The sequence below is a fragment of the Algibacter pectinivorans genome, from assembly GCF_900112595.1.
Taxonomy (GTDB): Bacteria; Bacteroidota; Bacteroidia; order Flavobacteriales; family Flavobacteriaceae; genus Algibacter_B; species Algibacter_B pectinivorans.
This window is the reverse complement of record NZ_FOMI01000001.1, coordinates 38,157-58,532: the sequence shown is the minus strand read 5'-3', so window position 1 is coordinate 58,532 and position 20,376 is coordinate 38,157. Positions and strand designations below refer to the sequence as shown.

20 protein-coding genes and 1 tRNA gene are annotated in these 20,376 nt (G+C 34.4%); 6 read left to right on the top strand and 15 right to left on the bottom strand.

Annotated elements, in window-relative coordinates; translation table 11 throughout:
* The first annotated feature begins 2 nt into the window (after positions 1 to 2).
* The 5 genes from mutL to BMY96_RS00175 are packed head-to-tail and all read left to right on the top strand — an operon-like array spanning position 3 to position 4,946.
* Positions 3 to 1,853, top strand: a complete 1,851-nt coding sequence (mutL, locus tag BMY96_RS00195; RefSeq protein WP_092847565.1) for a DNA mismatch repair endonuclease MutL — start codon at positions 3 to 5, stop codon at positions 1,851 to 1,853.
* Position 1,854: 1 nt separating this feature from the next.
* Positions 1,855 to 2,604 carry a rhomboid family intramembrane serine protease gene (locus BMY96_RS00190; protein ID WP_092847563.1) on the top strand — a complete coding sequence of 250 codons (750 nt, stop codon included), beginning with the start codon at positions 1,855 to 1,857 and terminating at the stop codon, positions 2,602 to 2,604.
* Positions 2,604 to 3,473: a rhomboid family intramembrane serine protease gene (locus BMY96_RS00185; protein WP_092847561.1), complete on the top strand. Its 870-nt coding sequence runs from the start codon at positions 2,604 to 2,606 to the stop codon at positions 3,471 to 3,473. The genes BMY96_RS00190 and BMY96_RS00185 overlap by 1 nt, the downstream gene beginning before the upstream one ends.
* A gap of 53 nt (positions 3,474 to 3,526) precedes the next feature.
* Positions 3,527 to 3,883: a four helix bundle protein gene (locus BMY96_RS00180; protein ID WP_092847558.1), complete on the top strand. Its 357-nt coding sequence runs from the start codon at positions 3,527 to 3,529 to the stop codon at positions 3,881 to 3,883.
* A 40-nt stretch (positions 3,884 to 3,923) separates the two neighbouring features.
* Entirely contained in the window at positions 3,924 to 4,946 is a 1,023-nt protein-coding gene (locus tag BMY96_RS00175) for an endonuclease/exonuclease/phosphatase family protein (protein ID WP_092847555.1), read from the top strand.
* A gap of 461 nt (positions 4,947 to 5,407) precedes the next feature.
* Here BMY96_RS00175 and BMY96_RS00170 read toward each other — a convergent pair whose 3' ends face one another.
* The 13 genes from BMY96_RS00170 to udk all read right to left on the bottom strand — a co-directional run bounded on the left by BMY96_RS00170 (position 5,408) and on the right by udk (position 17,075).
* Positions 5,408 to 5,716 carry a DUF6122 family protein gene (locus BMY96_RS00170; RefSeq protein WP_092847553.1) on the bottom strand — a complete coding sequence of 103 codons (309 nt, stop codon included), beginning with the start codon at positions 5,714 to 5,716 and terminating at the stop codon, positions 5,408 to 5,410.
* On the bottom strand, positions 5,716 to 6,339 hold the full coding sequence (locus BMY96_RS00165; protein WP_092847550.1) for a WbqC family protein: 624 nt from the start codon (positions 6,337 to 6,339) through the stop codon (positions 5,716 to 5,718). The genes BMY96_RS00170 and BMY96_RS00165 overlap by 1 nt, the downstream gene beginning before the upstream one ends.
* Positions 6,340 to 7,068, bottom strand: coding sequence for a M15 family metallopeptidase (locus BMY96_RS00160; RefSeq protein WP_092847547.1), 729 nt, complete (start codon positions 7,066 to 7,068; stop codon positions 6,340 to 6,342). It abuts the gene before it with no gap.
* Positions 7,069 to 7,115: 47 nt separating this feature from the next.
* Entirely contained in the window at positions 7,116 to 8,705 is a 1,590-nt protein-coding gene (lepB, locus tag BMY96_RS00155; RefSeq protein ID WP_092847545.1) for a signal peptidase I, read from the bottom strand.
* A gap of 65 nt (positions 8,706 to 8,770) precedes the next feature.
* On the bottom strand, positions 8,771 to 9,475 hold the full coding sequence (dapB, locus tag BMY96_RS00150; protein ID WP_092847543.1) for a 4-hydroxy-tetrahydrodipicolinate reductase: 705 nt from the start codon (positions 9,473 to 9,475) through the stop codon (positions 8,771 to 8,773).
* 36 nt (positions 9,476 to 9,511) lie between these two features.
* Positions 9,512 to 10,132, bottom strand: coding sequence for a DUF5683 domain-containing protein (locus tag BMY96_RS00145; RefSeq protein WP_092848734.1), 621 nt, complete (start codon positions 10,130 to 10,132; stop codon positions 9,512 to 9,514).
* On the bottom strand, positions 10,122 to 11,036 hold the full coding sequence (locus tag BMY96_RS00140; protein ID WP_092847540.1) for a ParB/RepB/Spo0J family partition protein: 915 nt from the start codon (positions 11,034 to 11,036) through the stop codon (positions 10,122 to 10,124). Before BMY96_RS00140 ends, BMY96_RS00145 begins: the two co-directional genes overlap by 11 nt.
* Positions 11,037 to 11,038: 2 nt before the next feature.
* A complete protein-coding gene (locus tag BMY96_RS00135) occupies positions 11,039 to 11,803 on the bottom strand; it encodes a ParA family protein (RefSeq protein ID WP_092847538.1) in 765 nt (254 codons plus the stop codon).
* Positions 11,804 to 11,915: 112 nt separating this feature from the next.
* On the bottom strand, positions 11,916 to 14,105 hold the full coding sequence (scpA, locus tag BMY96_RS00130; RefSeq protein ID WP_092847537.1) for a methylmalonyl-CoA mutase: 2,190 nt from the start codon (positions 14,103 to 14,105) through the stop codon (positions 11,916 to 11,918).
* 6 nt (positions 14,106 to 14,111) lie between these two features.
* Positions 14,112 to 14,789 (bottom strand): hypothetical protein, encoded by a 678-nt coding sequence (locus tag BMY96_RS00125; protein WP_139205197.1) that lies wholly within the window; start codon positions 14,787 to 14,789, stop codon positions 14,112 to 14,114.
* Position 14,790: 1 nt separating this feature from the next.
* Positions 14,791 to 16,152, bottom strand: coding sequence for a methylmalonyl-CoA mutase subunit beta (locus tag BMY96_RS00120; RefSeq protein WP_092847532.1), 1,362 nt, complete (start codon positions 16,150 to 16,152; stop codon positions 14,791 to 14,793).
* Positions 16,145 to 16,468: an FtsB family cell division protein gene (locus BMY96_RS00115; protein WP_092847530.1), complete on the bottom strand. Its 324-nt coding sequence runs from the start codon at positions 16,466 to 16,468 to the stop codon at positions 16,145 to 16,147. Before BMY96_RS00115 ends, BMY96_RS00120 begins: the two co-directional genes overlap by 8 nt.
* Position 16,469: 1 nt before the next feature.
* A complete protein-coding gene (gene udk / locus BMY96_RS00110; RefSeq protein WP_092847529.1) occupies positions 16,470 to 17,075 on the bottom strand; it encodes a uridine kinase in 606 nt (201 codons plus the stop codon).
* 260 nt (positions 17,076 to 17,335) lie between these two features.
* Here udk and BMY96_RS00105 point away from each other — a divergent pair.
* Positions 17,336 to 17,410: transfer RNA gene (locus tag BMY96_RS00105), tRNA-Pro, on the top strand.
* Positions 17,411 to 17,798: 388 nt separating this feature from the next.
* Here BMY96_RS00105 and BMY96_RS00100 read toward each other — a convergent pair.
* Together BMY96_RS00100 and BMY96_RS00095 are read right to left on the bottom strand one after the other, a co-directional pair.
* Positions 17,799 to 19,373: a solute:sodium symporter family transporter gene (locus BMY96_RS00100; RefSeq protein WP_245750510.1), complete on the bottom strand. Its 1,575-nt coding sequence runs from the start codon at positions 19,371 to 19,373 to the stop codon at positions 17,799 to 17,801.
* A gap of 30 nt (positions 19,374 to 19,403) precedes the next feature.
* Positions 19,404 to 20,276 (bottom strand): inositol oxygenase family protein, encoded by an 873-nt coding sequence (locus tag BMY96_RS00095; protein WP_092848728.1) that lies wholly within the window; start codon positions 20,274 to 20,276, stop codon positions 19,404 to 19,406.
* Between the last annotated feature and the right edge of the window lie 100 nt (positions 20,277 to 20,376).

Sequence of the window (20,376 nt, the reverse complement as noted above, 5' to 3'; positions counted from 1 at the left end):
TTATGGCAGACATTATACAGCTTTTACCCGATCATGTGGCAAATCAAATTGCGGCAGGAGAAGTTGTACAGCGCCCAGCGTCAGTAGTTAAAGAGCTTTTAGAAAATGCTATTGATGCCGGAGCAGATACGATAAAACTTATTATTAAAGACGCCGGAAAAACCCTTGTGCAAGTTATTGACAATGGTAAAGGCATGAGTACTACCGATGCTAGATTGAGTTTTGAGCGTCATGCTACCTCAAAAATTAGAAGTGCCGAAGATTTATTTCAGTTGCACACTAAAGGCTTTCGTGGTGAGGCTTTGGCTAGTATTGCCGCTATTGCGCATGTGGAGTTAAAAACCAAACAAGAAACCGACGATGTTGGTAATGTTTTGGTAATCGAGGGTAGTAATATTACATCTCAAGATGTTGTAGTTACACCTACAGGAACCTCCGTTTCTGTAAAAAATCTGTTTTTTAATATTCCTGCGCGACGCAATTTTTTAAAATCCGATACGGTAGAGTTACGCCATATTATCGATGAGTTTCATCGTGTGGCCTTAGCACACCCAGGTATTAGTTTTGCATTGTATAATAACGGAAGCGAAAGTTTTAATTTACCAATAAGTAATTACAGGCAACGTATTGTTAATATTTTTGGAGCAAAAACTAACGAAAAATTGGTTCCCGTAGAGGAAGATACCGAGGTTTTAAATATTTCTGGCTTTGTAGGTAAACCAGAATTTGCTAAAAAGACCAGAGGCGAACAGTACTTTTTTGTTAATAATCGCTTTATTAAAAGTGCCTATTTAAATCATGCTATTGCCTCGGCGTTCGAAGGGTTGTTAAAAACCGGTACACATGCCAGTTACTTTTTAAACTTAACCGTCGATCCGCAAACTATAGATATTAATATACATCCCACAAAAACAGAAATTAAGTTTGACGATGAGCATACCTTGTATGCCTTATTGCGTTCTGCCGTAAAGCATAGCTTAGGGCAATTTAATATTGCGCCTGTTTTAGATTTTGATCGCGACCCTAATTTAGACACACCGTATAGCTATAAAAAAACGGAAACTAGCGTTCCTAAAGTTGAGGTTGATAGAAGTTTTAACCCTTTTCAAGAAGAAAAAACTTCACAGCCAAGAGTATCAAACTATAAAAAAGAACCTACCGAAAGTTGGGAAAGTTTATATGTAGGTCTAGAATCTAAAGGAAATCATTCTAAACAGGAATTTAGTGCCATTAGCTTTGAAAGCGAAGAACGCACAGCATCTATTTTTGATGATGATAAGCAGGTTGAAAAAACGCATACCACGTATCAGTTACATAACAAATATATTGTAAGTACCATTAAATCTGGTATGATGGTTATCGACCAGCATAGAGCACATCAACGTGTGTTGTATGAAGATTTTTTAAAAAATTTAACGGTAAAGGAAGCGGCTAGTCAGCAATTACTTTTTCCGCTTCAACTGCATTTTTCGCCACAGGATATCGTTATTATAAATCAATTAAAAGTAGATTTAGAACATACAGGTTTTGTGTTTTCTAGCGTTATGGAAGAGTTGGTAGAGATTACCGGAGTTCCTGTAGGTGTGCCAGAAAGCGAAGTATCCATTATTTTAGAGCAATTAGTAAGCGATGTAGAGAACGAAGTGCCCGAAAGTCATTTTAGTGCTTCCGATTTGTTAGCAAAGTCTATGGCAAAAAGTTTAGCCATTAAAACAGGACAGTCTTTACAAAAGGATGAGCAAGAGCATTTGGTAAATAAACTTTTTGCATGTAAAGAACCCAATGTATCGCCTACTAATAGAACAACATTTATTACCATGAGTGTTGATGAGTTAGATAAAAAATTTATATAATATGATGAGAATTTCAGATACCGTTAAGCATTTAATAATCATTAACGCGATTATGTTTATTGGTACATTAACTATAGGGAATGGGAATACGTTCTACGAATGGTTCGCCATGTATTTTCCGCAGAATGATGCTTTTAAGCCTTGGCAAATTATAACGCATATGTTTATGCATGGTGGTGCTATGCATATTTTGTTTAACATGTTTGCTTTATGGATGTTTGGTACACCTGTCGAGCAAGTATTAGGTTCTAAGCGGTTTTTGTTTCTGTATATTTCAGCAGGATTAGGCGCCGTATTATTGCAAGTTGGGTTTTATTATTTTCAATATCTTCCTAATTATAATGCTTTAATAGATTCTGGTTTAACCTCAGAAAGTATCAAGCAAATGTTAACGAGTAATCAAGTAAGTTCCGGGGTTTCGCAAGCGCAGGTTGCTATGCTTAAAGATATTTTTCCTGCTTATAATGCAAGTATGGTAGGCGCATCAGGATGTATCATGGGTGTTATGGCTGCTTTTGGTATGATGAACCCTAATGCCGAATTAATGATGATATTTTTACCAATTCCAATAAAAGCTAAATACTTTATACCTGGAATTATTATTTTAGATTTAATTTCTGGTGTTACAGGGCAATCTTTCTTTAGTCCAAGTAATACGGCTTATATGGCACACGTGGGTGGTGCGGTAACAGGTTTTTTAATTATGTGGTATTGGAAAAAAAATCAGTTTAACAGTAACCGTTGGTATTAATGACAACACTTACACAAGACATAAAAGACAAACTTTCAAACCTTAACGTGCTAGAAAAAATTATAGCCATTAATGTGGTGGTTTTTCTATTGGCGCTTATTTTAAGAACAGATTTAATTTGGTTTGAGTTACCAAGTAGCTTTTCTAGTTTTATCATGAAACCTTGGAGCATTATTAGTTATGCTTTTTTACATTACGATGTTTGGCATATCCTATTCAATATGCTATGGTTGTACTTTTTAGGGCGCATGTTTTTAAACCTGTTTAGTGCTAAAATGGCTATAAATATTTATTTTCTTGGTGCTATTTCTGGAGGGTTGCTATTTATGTTTTGTTACAGCTTATTTCCAGGCGTATTTGGTGGGAGTTCAAGGTTATTAGGTGCTTCTGCAGCAGTGAGAGCATTACTGATTTTTTTGTGCGCTTACATGCCAAATCAAGAAATGCGTTTTTTTACATTTAGTTTAAAACTATGGTATGTTGGAGCCGCTATTGTAGCATTGGATGTTATAGGTGTTTTTTCGGGTATTAAAGATCCGGTATATGGAAATGCAGGTGGTAACTTAGCGCATCTAGGAGGAGCGATATTAGGCTATTTTTATGCTAAACAATTGCTTAGTGGAAACGATATAGGGAAAGGTTTCGAGCGTATGGCAGATAGCGTGGTAAGCATGTTTAAACCATCAAAAAAAGGACCGTTAAAAACGGTTCATAAAAATAAAGGAAAAGTTGGTGGTTATACTAAAGCCGATTTTAATGCCTTTAATAATCAGAAAAAAATTGATGTCATTCTAGATAAAATCAGTAAAAGTGGTTATGATAGTTTAACTTCAGAAGAAAAGGAATTTTTGTTTAGAGCAGGGAAATGAAAAGTGACGGAAGTCGGAAGGTAGAAGACAGAAGATAAAAAACGTATTGCGTTATGAGTAAATTTAAGTTCGAGAAACTGCTTATTTGGCAAAAAGCAATGGATTTAGGAGAGGAAATCAATGTATTGATTGATGATTTTCCTAAAAAAGAATATTATAATTTATCCTCGCAATTAATAAGAGCAGTAGATTCTGTTGCTTTAAATATTTCAGAAGGCGCCATTGGGCAATCAAACCCTGAACAAAACAAGTTTTTGGGGTATTCAATTAGGTCTTTAGCGGAAGTTGTAACCTGTTTACATAAAGCAATTAGGAGAAAATATATTTCAGAAGAACAATTTAATAAATATTATAACGAATCCTTTCATTTGATGAATATGATGATAGCATTCAAAAGAAACCTAAAGTAATCAACCGTCAACGGTCAAAAGTCTCCTAGCAGTTAATTTCATGAAAAAACTAAGCTTCATAAATAAAATCATTTACCTAGTAAATGTTGTTGTGGCTGTACTGCTTTTGCTATCTTTTGTTTTGCCTTTTTTACCGCCTAAAACATTCTCCATATTAGCGGTTGTAAACCTAGGTGTTTCCTTCTTAATTATTATTAATGTTGTGTTCTTTTTATACTGGATGTTTCGCTTAAAAAGGCAGTTTATGTTATCGTTGGTGGCCTTATTAATTGGCTATTTTTCCTTTGGTTCGCTTTATAAATTTTCATCATCTGTAAAAGTAGAAAGCCCCAGTAATATAAAGGTCATGAACTACAATGTAAGGTTGTTTAATTTATATCAATGGATTCCAGAAAAGGGTGTAGAAACTAAAATTGTAGACTTTATAAAAACCGAAGCTCCCGATGTACTTAGCATACAGGAATACCATCCGCATAAAAACATCGATTTATCGTTTTTTAAATATAAATTCGAAAAGCTATCCGGAAAAAAAATGAAATACGGACAAGCTATTTTTTCAAAATTTCCAATAATAAATTCCGGCTCAATCGAGTTTCCAGATACGGCTAATAATGCCATTTTTGCCGATGTTGTAAAAGGTAAAGACACCATAAGGTTTTATAACATCCACCTCGAGTCTTTGCGTATCGATACCAAGGTAGAAAGTCTTAAAAAAGAAGACTCCGAGCGCTTATTTAAACGTATTGGTTCCACCTTTAAAATGCAGCAATTTCAAACCGAGTTGTTTTTAATGCATAAAAAGCAATGCAAATACAAAATGGTTATTTGTGGCGACTTTAATAACACCGCATTTTCGTATGTATACCGACAAATTAGAGGCGATTTAAATGATACCTTCAAGGAAGCTGGAAACGGATTTGGCAGAACTTACGATTTTAAATTTTTCCCTGTTCGTATCGATTTTATTTTTGCCGACCAAGCCTTTAACGTCAATGGTTTTAAAGCCTATAACGCCCATTATTCCGATCATTATCCCATTACAACAACACTTAGTCTCGAGTAGGCAGCACCCTGTTTTTTTAATTTGGGCGCAACCACACCCTTCGACTCCGCTCAGGACAGGTGGTCGGGCTATCCGTTACAAGTCCTCGCACCTCCTACGTCGGGCTGTGGGCTTTCCTCTACTATCCCTTGCGCAGCTGTTCGCAGCGTCGTTTACTAAAAGCTAATTTTTTTTCAAATCTATAGGTCGTGTCTTTTCACCCTTATACAACAAACAAGTTTTCAGTCTCAGTGGCAGTATTCAGTCTTGCTCAATCGTAAAAAATATCATAAAGATTTCCAGAAATAAGAACATTCCCAGCAAACAACACTGCGCGACAACATAGTATTCAGTCTCAGTTTTTAGTTAATAGCGTAATGTTTCAGGTTACCTATTTGTCATTTAAAACCTTCTATTATACTGCTATCTAAAAGTAGCAATTTAGGCTTAAAACGCTCTACGAATCGCCGTGGTGTAATATGCTACATTAAAGCACAATCAACAGTATCAGCAATAATATGAATCACTAAACCTAAGCCTACCAATCTGGATGTTTTGGGCACACATAAAAAAATATAAAACAAAATAGCAAAACTAGAGTGTAACGGATGAAACCCAATACTACATCGGTTAGGATCGAAAATAGGCGTAGCCAATACATGGTCTAAATCAATTAACATACCTGCAATCATTACTAAATAAGCGTATTTCCAATTCGACTTATAAAAGAGTAATGCCACCACAAGTGGTAACAAAAAATGACAACCATAATGTGCAAAAGTTTGTAGCATTATAAAAGGCTTATGTTTTGAGCTTCCAGATAATTTAAAGCATTTGGACCCTCGTTAAAAAGCAAGTCTAAAATACTTAAATTAGGTATGTAACCGTGTTTACTATTAAATACCTGCGTGTAACTTTCAAAAGGATAAAGCGGCTCTTTTTTAGCATGCACTAGAGGTCTAAAGTCTGTTTTATCAGAGTAGGTTTTTTGGTAGGTTTCGGTTTTGGTTAACTCTAAATCCAACTGCAAACAATCGGTAATAACTTCAAAACATTTTAAATTAAAATCTAATAAAAACTCCGCTTTTTCGGTAAATAAATGTTGGAGCTCATCTTCGTAATATTCAAAAAATGGCGATGTTCTGTAGGCCGATAGTAAAGATTTCCAATGTAAACTTTGCCAATTATCTTCATTAAAAATTTTAACGTCCCTGTATTTTTGTCTGTTTTTTTGCGAATGAATAACGGGGATGTTCAAACCTAATTTACCGTTGGCGCCATAAATGTACGCGCGATTTCTGTAGGTTTGTTTCAGGAAATTATCATCCATTTCAAAGGCAACCGTTTTCGCGTTAGCCATAGCAACAAAGTGTGCAATATTAGGGAAGTATGTTGGATGTATAACAATATTCATTTAGTCTTTATTAAATGCCGTTTTGGCTTTTTTAGAAATACCATTTACATATAAAGCTATAGTATTCAATTCTTTTGCAAGCTTTGAGCCTTTAAAACCCGTAATATCCAAGTACGTTATGTGCTTATTATAAAACGCTAAGTAAGTTTTAGCTAAGGGCATGTAGGACCAATGCCAACGCTCTAAATTATAACCCGTTCTACCATTAGTTTTGTTCGTGTAAACTTGGTAAAAACCATAGGTATTAGCGTTTTTTAAAAGCCATTGGTATTCCAGTTTGCCTTTACCATGGTTAAAATACGAATTGGTAAAATTGTTTAAATCCATATCGGTGCCCCAATGGTGTCTAGATGTTGTGGGCATTGAACTATATTCTAATATTTTATTAGCTCGGTCCATGGGGTTTAGGCTGCTGTATTTTGCCCATTTACGTTCCCAAATGGCTTTCTGTTCTTTAAAATTTCTGGTACCAGATTTTATAATTAAATCAACGCCATCTGCCTTGGCGTGTTTATGCATTTTAAGAAATGCCGAATACACGTCTATGTTTAAAAATATGGTTTTAGAGGCATGAGCCATATCCACTTTAGTAAATTGGGCATGCGTTTTATAGTCAAATTTCCCTAAAACAAAATCTTTAGTAATAGCAGGTGCTTCTATAGCATTATGGTTTTGACCGAAAGCTATCAATCCTATAAAAAAAGTTATGATACCCGCTTTAAAAGACATACATATGGTTTGTGACGTTACAAGTCGGCCGTAAAATATACTTTAGTTTATTCCTTTTCTGCTTTACGCTTTCTCCATTTATTAAACCCTATCCAGCCAAATAATAAAACTAAAAACGGAATTAAAAATGAGGTTGCTTTCCCTGTTCCGCTAACGGTAGTAAAGAAACGCTCCCAACGTGGTTTAAATAAACTCATGTCTTTAAGGCTCATCCAAATAAATACAGGTTTACCAATAACATGATTAAAAGGTACAAAGCCCCAACGTCTTGCATCAATAGAGTTATGGCGGTTATCACCCATCATCCAATAATAGTCTTGTTTAAAGGTGTAAGTATTGGTTACTTTGCCATTAATAAGAATTTGATTGCCTTTAACTTGTAACGTGTTGCCTTCGTACTCGGTAATAGCACGTTTGTATAGCGGTAAATTTTCTATGTTAATTGCTATCGATTTGCCTTCTTCAGGGATATATAAAGGTCCAAATTGATCTACATTCCAATTATAGTTAGGATCGTGTGGAAAAATATCGGCATCGCGAACGCCTTTTTCTTGAATATTAGATGATATACTTTTTACATTAGGATGATTTTTAAATGTTGCTAGGGCTTCATCTGAAATCGCCGAAAAGTAATACGTGTTTTGAGCATTCATTATACCAAAACCATCAGTAATATCATAACGCTCCTTAATGTAGTTTGGGTTAAACTGATTTGTTTTAGGTTGCACCAAGTAACTAAATTGTAAATGTGCACGGTCTGGTAACTCATTTTTCTTGCCGTTTATATAAACATAACCATCTCTAACCTCTAGAGTATCGCCAGCAACACCAACACAACGCTTTACTAAGTTTGTTTTCTTATCTATAGGTTTGTAATAATTTCTATCTGGCGTAAAATCATTCATATCCAACAAGGTATCTGCCGGCTGATTGAAAACCACAATATCGTTACGTTTTATTTTTTGAAATCCAGGAATTCTTAAATAGGGTAGTTGTAGTTTGTTTTTCCAGGATGTGTTGCGGTCTTCAAAATGATCGTCAAATACATATGATTTTTTGTTTAAACCAGGAATGGTATCGTGTACCATAGGTGCGCCAACCGTTGTCATTGGTACTCTTGCGCCGTAATGAAACTTACTTACAAATAAAAAATCGCCTACCAATAACGATTTTTCTAAAGAAGAAGAAGGAATAGTAAACGGCTGCATAAAATACGTATGTACAATAGTTGCCGCTACAATAGCAAATAAAATAGAACTTGTCCAATCGCCAGAACTAGATTTTGGTTGTAAGCTTCTGTTTTCTATATAACTAACATCGGCAACATAGTTTAAGTAAAAATTGTAAAATCCTAGCGTAACAACCGCTAAAATGGTATCTACTATGGTGTTTTTGCCAAAGCTTCTCGCAGTTTCAACCCAAATAACGGGTAGCATAATAAGATTTACAATAGGCAGAAACAAAAGGATAATCCACCACCACGGACGGTTTATTATTTTCATTAATACAACACCATTGTAAACAGGAACAAAGGCTTCCCAGGCTTGTCTTCCTGCTTTAATATATAGTTTCCAGGTGCCTAAACCATGAATAATTTGTATTATTAAGATGAATATAAACCATTGTGTCCAAGTCATAATCTCAAAATTTTAATTTGTTGTTAGTTGTAACAGCGTTCTATTTGTTACAGTATTATTTTGTGTTAACCAATATTTAACACATCGTTCATGCTGAAAACACCAGATTTTCCAACAATCCACTCTGCTGCAACAACAGCACCTAAAGCAAAACCTTGTCTAGTATGTGCAATATGCTCTATGTTTATGGTATCTACTTCGCTTTCGTAAGTAACGGTATGTGTACCAGGTACATCGGCAATACGTTTTGCTGCAATAGGAATGGTTTGCTCTCCGCTTTCTTCTAATTTCCAGTTTTTGTAACCATCGTGGTTTTCAATTACGCCATCGGCTAAAGTAATAGCAGTTCCACTAGGCGCATCAAGTTTTTGAGTGTGATGAATTTCTTCCATAGAAACATTGTATTGTTTCAAGGCACTCATCATTTTAGCTAGTGTTTTATTAAGTTCAAAAAAGATGTTTACACCTAAACTAAAGTTAGATGCATAAATAAAAGCACCTTTTTTCTCTTGGCATAAGGCTACAGCATCTTCATATTTATCTAACCATCCGGTCGTTCCAGAAATAACTGGTACATTGTTGTCAATACAATTTGCAATATTACTATAAGCTACTGTTGGAATACTAAAGTCGATAGCTACATCTGCTTTAGTAATGTCGTAATTGGTGTCGCCTTTGTCGATAGTCAAAACTACTTTATGTCCGCGTTTAATGGCAATTTGTTCAATAGTTTTTCCCATTTTTCCGTATCCGAGTAATGCTATATTCATATTAAAATGTATTGTTTATAAAATCCCAATTAAGGGTTAAAAATTAAAGTTTAAAGTTAGTCCGAAATTACTTTTTGCATCAAATTCATTGAATTTATAATGGGGCGCTAAAGATAGGTTTTCATCAATGTTATACTGCAGTAAATGCGCATCTACATTGGCATCAATAATGTTTAAGGCATACAACCCAAGTGTTACTAAAAGTGAAATTTCTTTGTTACGCCTATAAAATTCTTGAGCGTCTTCAAGTTTATCGGTAGATAGTCTTGGAGTTGTTAATTGATTACCAGCGGCGTCCAAATAAAACTCATCGTTAGTAAAGCCGGCGAGTCTGCTTTTATAAGCATCTCTATACCTGTTGTATTCTTTGTTGTTAGTAATGTAAAAGTATACACCCGTACCTATGGCACCATAAACAATTGGGATTTTCCAGTATTTTTTATTGTAAGCTTGACCTAAACCGGGTAAAATTGCAGAATAGAATGCTGCTTTGGCAGGCGAAAGCGGATTAATAGGATCGCTAACTTTTACAATGGAGTCTACAACCACTTCTTTAGGAAGTACTTTTTCGTCTTTCTCCTTTTTTTTGTCTTGTGCAAAAGTGGCAAAACAAAGTAAGCATGATACTATTCCTGTTATTAGGATTTTATTTGGAATCACCTTGAACTAATTTTTTTATGCGATTAAAATCTTCTTCAGAATGAAAAGGAATTGTAATTTTCCCTTTGCCATTCTTAGAAACTTTAACGTCAATTTTATGTCCAAAGTATTCAGAAAATGCCGTCATGCCTTTTTTAACAAACTTTGGCATATCGTCTTCTTCTGTCTTTTTCTCGGTTTTTTTTGTTGGACTTTCAGAATTAAAATCGCGAATAAAGTTTTCGGTTTCTCTAACTGAAAGTTTATTGGATAGTATGTTTTCGTAAATATCTAATTGATCGCTTTGGTCTTCAATGGCAATTAATGCACGACCGTGACCCATAGAAATAAAACCATCGCGCATACCGGTTTGAATAATTGGGTCTAGTTTAAGTAAACGCAAATAGTTGGCTATTGTAGATCGTTTTTTACCTACACGCTCGCTCATTTGCTCTTGAGTTAAATTGATTTCGTCAATTAAACGTTGGTATGATAAAGCAATTTCAATAGGATCTAAATCTTGACGCTGAATGTTTTCAACCAATGCCATTTCCAACGATTCTTGATCGTTAGCAATCCTAACATAGGCAGGAATAGTTTCTAGGTTTAATGATTTAGACGCTCTAAAACGACGCTCTCCAGAAACTAATTGGTATTTGTTTAAGCCTAATTTTCTAACGGTAATGGGCTGTATAATGCCTAATTCCTTAATGGAAGAGGCTAGTTCGCGAAGCGATTCTTCACTAAAGTTAGTACGTGGCTGAAACGGGTTAACTTCAATAAAATCTAAATCAAGCTCTACAATGTTACCAATAACCTTATCGGCGTTGGTATCTTGAGCAGATTGAATATCGTTACTAGGGTCTTTCAATAGAGCCGATAAACCTCTACCTAAAGCCTGTTTTTTAATTGCCTTAGCCATAATTAAGCGTTTTTATTAATGACTTCTTTTGCCAAACTTAAGTAATTGTTAGCACCTTTACTACTGGCATCGTAATTAATTATACTTTCGCCATAGCTTGGTGCCTCACTTAGTCTTACGTTTCGTTGAATGATGGTTTTAAACACCATATCGTTAAAGTGTTTTTGCACTTCTTCAACCACTTGATTGGATAATCTTAAACGCGAATCGTACATGGTTAACAATAAGCCCTCAATATCTAAGTTGGGGTTATGAATTTTTTGAACACTTTTTATAGTGTTTAATAACTTTCCTAAACCTTCTAATGCAAAATATTCACATTGAATAGGAATAATAACAGCATCGGCCGATGTTAATGCGTTTAAAGTTAACAAACCTAATGATGGCGCACAATCAATAATGATATAATCATAATCATCCTTTATCTCTTGTAACGCTTTTTTAAGCATATATTCGCGTTCATCTTTATCAACAAGTTCAATTTCAATTGCAACAAGGTCGATATGCGCAGGAATAATATCTAAATTTGGCGTTTCTGTTTTTACAATAGCTTCTTTGGCAGAATGAGAATGCTCTAAAAGTTGATAAGTTCCAACGTCTACAGATTCTACATCAATTCCAATTCCAGAAGTTGCATTTGCTTGAGGGTCAGCATCTATAAGTAATACTTTCTTCTCTAGAACACCTAGTGAAGCTGCTAAGTTTATTGAGGTTGTTGTTTTTCCAACACCGCCTTTTTGATTAGCAATTGCTATGATTTTACCCATGAAATGATTTGGTTTTATTAGCTGTAAAAATACAATTATTTACGAGGAATAAAAGCGGAATTTGTTAACAATTGAAATAGACGACCTCATTTACGAGGTTGATATTTAATTATTAATTTATCAAAATTTCTAAAACCTGAATGGCAGTCTCGCTAATTTTGGTGCCTGGGCCAAAAATAGCTACGGTTCCGGCATCAAATAAAAACTGATAATCTTGTTTGGGCACAACGCCACCAACAATAACCATAATATCTTCGCGACCGTAATTTTTAAGTTCTTGTATTACTTGAGGTACAAGTGTTTTATGTCCTGCAGCTAACGATGAAATGCCTAAAATATGCACATCGTTTTCAACGGCTTGTTTTGCAACTTCTTTTGGTGTTTGAAATAAAGGACTAATGTCCACATCAAAACCAACATCGGCATAACCTGTGGCAACCACTTTTGCACCACGATCATGACCATCTTGCCCCATTTTTGCTATCATAATACGAGGGCGTCTGCCATCTTGCTCAGCAAAAACATCGGCTAGTTCTTGAGCTTTTTTAAAGGATTTATCGTCTTTTATTTCTTTACTATACACACCAGAAAATGATTTTATTTGTGCTTTATGTCGCCCGAATTCTACCTCTAAGGCATCACTAATTTCACCTAAGGTTGCACGTTCGCGGGCCGCTATAATAGCAAGTGCTAATAAGTTGTAATCGTCATCTAGATTGCCGTCTATTGATTCTGATTCCTGATTTTTATTGGACTTTCTATGTTCTGAATTTAACGAAAATTTTGCAGCTTCGCTTAATTTTGATAAGGCTGCTTTAACTTTTTCTGGATTTCTTTCGGCTTTAATCTTAGTTAAGCGCTCTATTTGCGCGTTTCTTACGGTTTGGTTATCGACTTCAAGTGTTGTAATTGGTGCTTCTTCTTCAAGCACATATTTGTTTACACCAACAATAATATCTTGATTAGAATCTATTCTGGCTTGCTTTCTAGCGGCAGCTTCTTCAATTCTAATTTTAGGAATACCGGCATCAATAGCCTTAGTCATCCCACCAAGGGCTTCAATTTCTTCAATTAAAGTCCAAGCTTTCTGTGCAATATCATGTGTTAGTTTTTCAACGAAATAACTACCAGCCCAAGGATCAACGGTTTTTGTAATATGGGTTTCTTCAAGCAAAAACAGTTGTGTGTTTCTTGCTATTCTTGCCGAAAAATCGGTGGGTAAGGCAATGGCTTCATCTAAAGCATTGGTATGTAGCGATTGTGTGCCGCCAAATACGGCTGCGGCAGCCTCTATAGTTGTACGTGCCACATTGTTAAACGGGTCTTGTTCGGTTAAACTCCATCCAGACGTTTGGCAATGGGTACGCAGTTTTAAAGATTTTTGGTTTTTAGGATTAAATTGTTTTAGCAATTTAGCCCAAAGCATTCGTGCAGCGCGCATTTTTGCAATTTCCATAAAATGGTTTAACCCAATGGCCCAGAAAAACGATAATCTAGGGGCAAAAGTGTCAATATCCATTCCGGCAGCTAATCCTTTACGAATATACTCTAAGCCATCGGCTAGTGTATATGCCAATTCAATATCGCAGGTCGCTCCAGCTTCTTGCATATGGTAGCCAGAAATACTAATGCTATTAAATTTAGGCATGAATTTGCTGGTATACTTAAATATATCCGAAATAATTTCCATGGAAGGTGCAGGCGGGTAGATGTAGGTATTGCGCACCATAAACTCCTTTAATATATCATTTTGAATGGTGCCTGCTAATTGTTCTGGTTTTACACCTTGCTCTTCGGCAGCCACAATATAAAATGCCATAATGGGTAGTACGGCGCCATTCATGGTCATGGAAACCGACATTTTATCTAACGGTATTTTGTCGAAGAGTATTTTCATGTCTTCAACCGAATCTATTGCTACTCCTGCCTTACCAACATCGCCAACAACGCGTTCGTGGTCTGAGTCGTAGCCTCTGTGGGTTGCCAAATCGAAAGCAACAGATAAGCCTTTTTGTCCTGCGGCTAAATTTCTTCTGTAAAAGGCATTGCTTTCTTCGGCGGTTGAAAATCCCGCATATTGGCGTATCGTCCAAGGCCTTTTAACATACATGGTGCTGTAAGGCCCTCGAAGATACGGTTCAATTCCTGCCACAAAATTTAAGTGTTGTAAACCTTCAATGTCAGCTTTAGTGTAAGTTGATTTCACATCAATAGTTTCGGACGTTTGAAAACAAGAAGGTGTAGTTTCTAAGTTTTCAAAGTCCGAATTAATTTTGATATGTTGAAGATTTTTTCTGCTCATTAGAGTTTAATGGTTATGTCCTGCGTGTGGGTCTTCTGCCGGGTTTTTTATAGAAGGTACTGCGTTAAAGTCAACCTTTTGCTCTGTTCTTTCAAAATTCACTTTGCTAAAATCGATATCGAACATTTTAGCATAAAACAAATCTAGGGTGATGTACATTGCTAAACTTTTGTCGTTTAATGCGTTTCTAGATTTGCTAACTAGAGCAGGACCAAATAATTTTGGTGCCATACTATTTGTAGATATTAGTGCATTTAAAGTTGTTTTTAAACTCGTGTCTTTAAGAGAATTGGCAATACAGTTTAGTACTTTGCTGTTATAATTCAGGTGACTTTTTGGGTTGTTAGCGTCCCAAAGATTGTCTTCCTTTTTTAATGCTTCAAAAACATTAACTGTATGTTTTGATGCGATATCCTCTATTTTTAACCTGCCATAAATAGAGTTTCTTATTATTTGCGAATAGGCTTGGTCTAGTCTAGGAGTGCCATTTCCTTTATGATAGTGCGTAATGATATCATTTTCAAAACTATAAAGCGCTTCGTTTAATAATTTTAAATTTACACCATCGCAGGTAATAGTTTCTGGCTTGTCGGCGTATTTAAAGTCTTTAAATTGACTTTCTTGATTACAGCTTAATAAAGTTATAACTAATAAAAATGTAAGTGTTGTGATTTTTGATTTCATTTTAATTTTCATTTTTTAATCGGTTTTTTTCTAAATGTTCTGATAATCTGTTTTCTATAATGGGTTCAATAAGTGTTTTTCTAGGTTTTATTTTAACAAAAGGATAAATTTCTAACTCGTTTTTCATTTTATCCATAGCATTTGGGTGTTTGTTTGTGCCCAACAAAATAATAGCTCCGTTATCAAATTGCTCTTGCTCTTTTGCTGCACTTTCTTTTATTTTTCGTTGAATTGTGCCTAGTTTTAATTGTTTTAAAAAACCACCTGCAGATTCCATGTTTTTAAATAACTCCAAGGCTTTTTCAGCGAGTTGTTGGGTTAAACTTTCAATGTAATATGATCCGTCTGAAGGATTATTAACTTTATCAAAATAACTTTCGTTTTTTAAAATTAATAGTTGGTTTCTTGCAATGCGTTCGGCAAATTCATTGCTTTTATGGAACACATAATCATAGGGTAAGTTACAAATAACATTTGCGCCACCCAACACAGCACTCATACATTCTGTAGTGGTGCGTAGCATGTTTGTGTTGTAATCGTATACGGTTTTATTGCGCTTTGTAGGAGTTACTTCAATAGCGCAATTTACATCTATATGATATTCTGATGCTAAGGTTTTACATAATACCCTTAGTGCTCGTAGTTTTGCAATTTCAAAAAAGTAATTTGTACCAACGGATACATGAAATGTTACGCTAAGCGAAGATAAATCACTTTTAAAGGCCTCTAGATTATTTAAATACTCGTTGGTATGGGCTAGGGTATAAGCCAGTTCCTGCACCATGGTAGCACCTGCATTTTGGTAAAGCGAAGCATTTATATGAAGTGCTTTGGTGGTGTTAATTAAGCTTTTAGAAGTCTTTAAGTCGTCGTTTAAACTTTTAAACCAATTTCCTGTTTTAGCTAATTGGCCAATGCAATCTAGTTTTATTTTGGCTTTTGGTACTAGGCTTTGTAATTGTGTTGTGTAGGCTTCAGAAAGGAATAGTAATTCAAATTGAAGGGTTACGGCATCTAGATTAATGTGCTGAATTAAATTTTTAATGGAAACAGCGTCTGATGGTATAATGAAATTAATTTGTTCAGCACCACCTTTAATACTGCGAATAGCGTTTAAATTAGATTTTTCGACATCGGCAACAAAAATACTTTGTCCAATTTTCCATTGTGTTGCTTTGGTGTTAGATATGTTTGGTAGTTTTTCAAAATCATCGGCATGATAAAAAGGCTTTAAATCGATGTCTTCATTGGTTTTCCAAATAAGCGTATCGTTGTAGTCAGCTCCTTTTAAATCGAACTGAATTTTTTGTTTCCATTGTTTAGCAGAAACCGAATTGAAACCATCAAACAAGTTTTTAGTCATTATCTGTAGTTTTTAAGCTGTCTTCGTACTCAATAATGTAAATTTCTTCATTATCACGCTTCATATAGTATGCTTCTCTAGCAAATTTTTCTAAACCTTCATCGGTGCTTATCTTTTTTAAATCTTTCTTGTCTTTTTCTATTTCTTTTTTATAGTAACTTTTTTCGTTTTCTAAATCTTCAATTTCTGTATTTAATTCATGATGAATTAGCCATGAGTTGGCATCAAAAAACAACATCCAAACTACAAATACAACTAATATAAGTAGGAATATATTTTTAAAAGGTTTTAAATATTTGCTTTTTGGAAGTGCCATGTTATAGTTTATCGTTTATTATGGTTCTAACTATATCTATAGCTACTGTATTGTGTTTATTGGTTGGGATAATAATATCTGCATATTCCTTAGTAGGCTCAATAAACTGATTGTGCATTGGTTTTAAGGTGGTTTGGTAGCGGTTTAAAACCTCGTCTAAATCGCGTCCTCTTTCTTTTATGTCTCGTTTTAGTCGTCTTATTAAGCGCTCATCACTATCGGCATGAACAAATATTTTAATATCGAACATATCTCTTAACTCTGGGTTGGCAAGTATTAAAATGCCCTCTACAATCATTACCTTTCTAGGATGCGTTAATATAGCATCGCCGGTTCTGTTGTGTTTTACAAACGAATAGACGGGTTGCTCTATGGGTTTGTTGTTTTTTAAATCTTTTAAATGAGCTACAATTAAATCGAAATCTATAGATCTGGGGTGGTCAAAATTAATTTTTATACGCTCGTCGTAGGACAAATGTGAGGTGTCTTTATAGTACGAATCTTGCCATAGTATACCCACTTCGCCTTCTGGAAGTTCGTTTAATATTTGATTTACTACAGTTGTTTTTCCGCAGCCTGTACCACCTGCAATTCCAATAATTAGCATAAAGATTATTTTACTTTTTTAATGAAACAAATTTAAGATTAATTCTTTGTAAAAAATTTATCGAGAAAATTATTTTTAAAAAGTAAAAAAGAACTAAAAAAAGATTTTATATCTAAAAGAAAACTATATATTTGCAGTCCTTAAAAATAGGATACCAATTCGGGGTGTAGTATCGCAGAAGTGCGGCATAAACTACGCTCAGAAAATAAAGGTAAATGTAGAATTTGAATTCCCAAAATATATTCAATTCTATTTAAATTCGGGGTGTAGCGTAGCCCGGTTATCGCGCCGCGTTTGGGACGCGGAGGTCGCAGGTTCGAATCCTGCCACCCCGACTAACCTAGAAATAGGAATTATTTAAAACACCGTTAATCCATGATTAACGGTGTTTTTTTATTGTTTATTTAAGAAATTTTTGTAAGATTTTAGTGGGTATCGTGTTTTAGATTAAAAATTCAAACGCAGAAATAGTTATCTGAAATTTCAAAGTGGTCCTTTTATTTGTTAATTAGAAAGTTAATGTAATTGTTTTTAGTACGTATGTATTAACTGTTTAAAAGTAAGGGGGGTAGTAGGAATTTATATTCTTATTTGTGCTAGATTTTAGTTAATTAATTGCAAATTATTGGTGTTCTTAAAACTGTTAAAATAGAAAGAGGTGTTATAATGAATAAGTGTAAAAAAAAGGGAAATTTATTTAACTCTAATTTTGATTTTTTTTTGTTAAGATAGCAAAACGTAAAAGGAAATAGTAATAAGTACTAGTGTGGCGCCATATATGTGAACATAAGACCATTGTTTTTCATTCGTACTAATGTCTTTATAAAAAGTGTGTTTTTGCTTAGAAGTAAAATTTTTTGAAACTAAAAACATAATTAAAAAATTTAAAACAAATTCAATACCCCATAAATGTACAAAATGGATGTTTAAATTTAATACAAAAGTTGTTAAGATATAAAAGGTAAGCCCAAAAAACAAGCCTGCTTTGGCACCCTGAGTATTTATTTGTTTAAAAAATATTCCCGCTATAATTATTGATGAAATAGGGATAAAAAATATGCCGTTTAATTGTTGTAATAATTGGTAAAGACCATCTGGAGCATATGCTACCAATGGTGCAATAGAGATAGCTACAACTGCTAATATAACGGATGAAATCTTTCCATATTTAACAAGCGTGTAGTCTGCGACGTTTTTGTTAATTAGTTTTTTATAGATATCCAAACAAAATATGGTGCTTGCCGAATTTAAAACACTGTTAAAGGTACTTAAAACGGCTCCCAAAATAACAGCCGCAAAAAAGCCATATAAGTAAGAAGGGAGTACTTTTTTAACAAGCAAGGGGTAAATTAAATCGGGTGTGCTATAGTAGGCGTCTTTAAAATAGTAATATGAAATTAGTCCAGGCAATACAATTATGGCAGGTACAAATAGCTTTAATACACCAGTATATATAAGGCCTTTTTGAGCTTCAATTAAGTTTTTTGCACCAAATGCACGTTGAATTATGGATTGATTCATTCCCCAAAAGTATAATTGGTTTATCATTAAGCCCGTGAATAATACAGAGAAAGGAAGTACAGAATCGGGTTCGCCTACAATATTGAATTTATTTGGAGCAAAATTGTAAACAGTAGTTAAGCCGTTTATTAGGTTTCCATTGCCTATTTGATATAATGCTATTGCAGGAATTAGTAGACCACCTAACATAAGTCCTACGCCGTTTAAAGAATCGGAATAAGCTACTGCTTTTAATCCACCAAATATAGCATATAAAGAACCAATAATACCAATTATCAATACAGTGCAAATTAAAGACATATTTTTAGATATGTTGAAAATTTTCGAAAAGTCAAATACACTTTCTATGTTTATGGCTCCTGAATAAAGTACTATAGGGAGTAGAGTTATAACGAAAGATGACATTAGTAAAAAAGCTACTATGGACCTAATTGAGCTGTCAAATCGCCTTTCTAGAAATTCGGGAATAGTAGTTAGTCCCATTTTTATAAATTTAGGAACAAAATATATGGCTGCTATTACTAGAGCAATTGCAGAGGTAACTTCCCAAGCAATGATAATGATACCGTTTTTATATGAGCTTCCATTCATTCCTATTAGGTGTTCTGTAGATATATTTGTCAATATCATAGATCCAGCAATAATAGGTCCGGTTAAGGTTTTTCCAGCTAAAAAATATCCTTTAGATGTGGTAAATTTGTCGTTTCTTAACTTATAAGTTGTATATAAAATAACAAATAACGTAAATCCAAAAAAGCCTATGTAAGTGTACAGCATATCAAAAAAGGTTGGCTAAATAAAAAGATATTAAAATTTTAATAACTCTGGTAGGTACTTTTTTACCAAGGCTTTGTAATAAGGTTTTAAAGCTTTAACATCTGGTTTTACGGGGGCCTTTGTATATAAATCGTATGGGTTGAATTTTTTAACCCATTCAAACATTTCAATGTCTTTGCTATCCATTAAATGAGTATATGCGTCTTCTCGATGTTGGGCATAAAACGAGTGGTACCTAATTATATAAAGAGCAGGCTCAGGAAGGTAGTCCTTAAGTATTTGGTATAAATATTCGTCGTGTCCCCAACTCATTTTAACATTTTTTAATCCACAGTTTGGGCTATACACTCCATATTTTGTGTTGTATTTTGGGTTTGAATTATCTGGGTTTTCTGCAAAAAAATCAGGATAAACTATTTTGTCTGAAAACTTGCAGCCAACAGGAAATGTATCTCCAACTACGGCCCATTGAGGTTCGCCAAACAGACATAAGACTTTACCTATGTCGTGTAAAAAACCAGTAAGAACAAACCAATCGGGGTGTCCATCGGCACGAATAGCTTCTGAGGTCTGTAAAAGATGTTGTAATTGGTCTAAATCGATGTCTGGGTCGCTATCATCTACTAATGTGTTTAAAAAATCAACTGCTTCCCAAAGCGACATTTCTTTTTTGTTGAATTTTAAAAACTCCGTCTCTTTTTTACTAACAAAATCATACGTTTGATTTATGTGATTTAATCTGTAAAATTCTCGAACCGTTTTAGCACGGTCTGAGTCAATGTAGTTTCTAAATTCTTCTTTTTCTTTTTTAGAGATATTGTGTTCTGGATACCTTTCTTTTAGGTTTTCTTCCCAATCATCAATATCCTTTAATGGGTTTTTATAGTTTTCTCGAATGTCCATTTTTTTTTGCTTTAGTGGTAAATCCAAAGTTAATCTGTAAATAGAAAGTTAGCATGTAAAATCTGTTCAATTGTCTGTAAAATAGGTGGTAAAAAAGAGA